Below are 1,068 nucleotides of genomic sequence, written 5' to 3'. Positions count from 1 at the left end.
TGTTATCCCGCTATTGGCACAAGCCATCAATCAACACTATAATAGTGATAACGACATCGTCACTATCCTCAATTATCTGTTCATTGCACTGGACTCACCCAACTTTGAACATATTGTCGAGCAATTGAGTGAACAGGCAGAAAGGCACAAGGAGGCAATTATGAATATTGCACAACGCTTACAAGATAAAGGCGAGAAAATCGGCTGGGAAAAAGGCCTAGAGAAAGGCATTGAGCAAGGTATTGAGAAAGGCATGCGAGAGGCTAAAATTACAATGGCTCGTAGCTTGCTCAAGAACGGTGTTAGCCTTGATCTTATCATTGAAAGTACCGGTTTAAGCCGCGAAGAGCTCATTTCCCTTCAGTAGTATCACCCTATTCCTTTGTCATTTTTGTGCTTAACGCAAACGTCGCTAACTCAATGAGTTTAGCGATGCTTTGCGATTTTTCATAACGGGGTCTTTTGACTTAAAGAACGGTTTGTCCGACACCTCTCTGCAATCCCTTGTCACTCAAGGCATTCACTCAAAAAATCAATTTCAAAACTAGCAATAAGTTTATCTATAACTTTATGAATATTAATAATTTTATCCTTTCGATAAAATTCATAATTTCCAATTAAGTTCATGGTTAGGAAACTGGATGAGCGATTTAACGAGCCTATAAGGCTATGTTTGGTAGCAAAGTCTATTAAATGGTCTCTATATCGTATTTAAACTTAACCATGATAATGTGTAATTGCGCTATTTTTAGCCAAAAACTGAAATTTTAGGCACACTGATCCTAGGCTGCCGTTTGTAACCATCGTTTTCTAGCCATTTTATCCCGCCTTTCTGACAGCAAAGTGGCCGCGTGTATGCCTTTTTCTGCACTCATAAATCGCAGTCGGTTTCCACATAAAATACATTGGTACGGCTCCGTGTTTAAAAATCCTTTCATCAGTGCCGCAAAGCCCGGTTTTTCAGGAACATTAGGATGTATCATGTCTAATGCATCATACACCTTCGGTAATAAACTCCCGCGTTTGCAATTAGCTAAAAAACCGTAATAACGGATCATCTTAAAATGT

At 39.2% G+C, this 1,068-nt stretch carries 2 pseudogenes; one reads left to right on the top strand and one right to left on the bottom strand.

Annotation, left to right across the window (positions count from 1 at the left end):
- Positions 1 to 367: pseudogene (locus ACIPUA_RS17935) on the top strand (Rpn family recombination-promoting nuclease/putative transposase); the annotation flags it as partial.
- Positions 368 to 782: 415 nt separating this feature from the next.
- Here the strand turns inward: ACIPUA_RS17935 and ACIPUA_RS17930 are convergent.
- Positions 783 to 1,068: pseudogene (locus ACIPUA_RS17930) on the bottom strand (IS91 family transposase); the annotation flags it as partial.

This window comes from Providencia sp. AGC89 (assembly GCF_053543535.1).
Note: the sequence above shows the minus strand (reverse complement) of the source record. Positions and strands in the feature narration are given on the sequence as shown.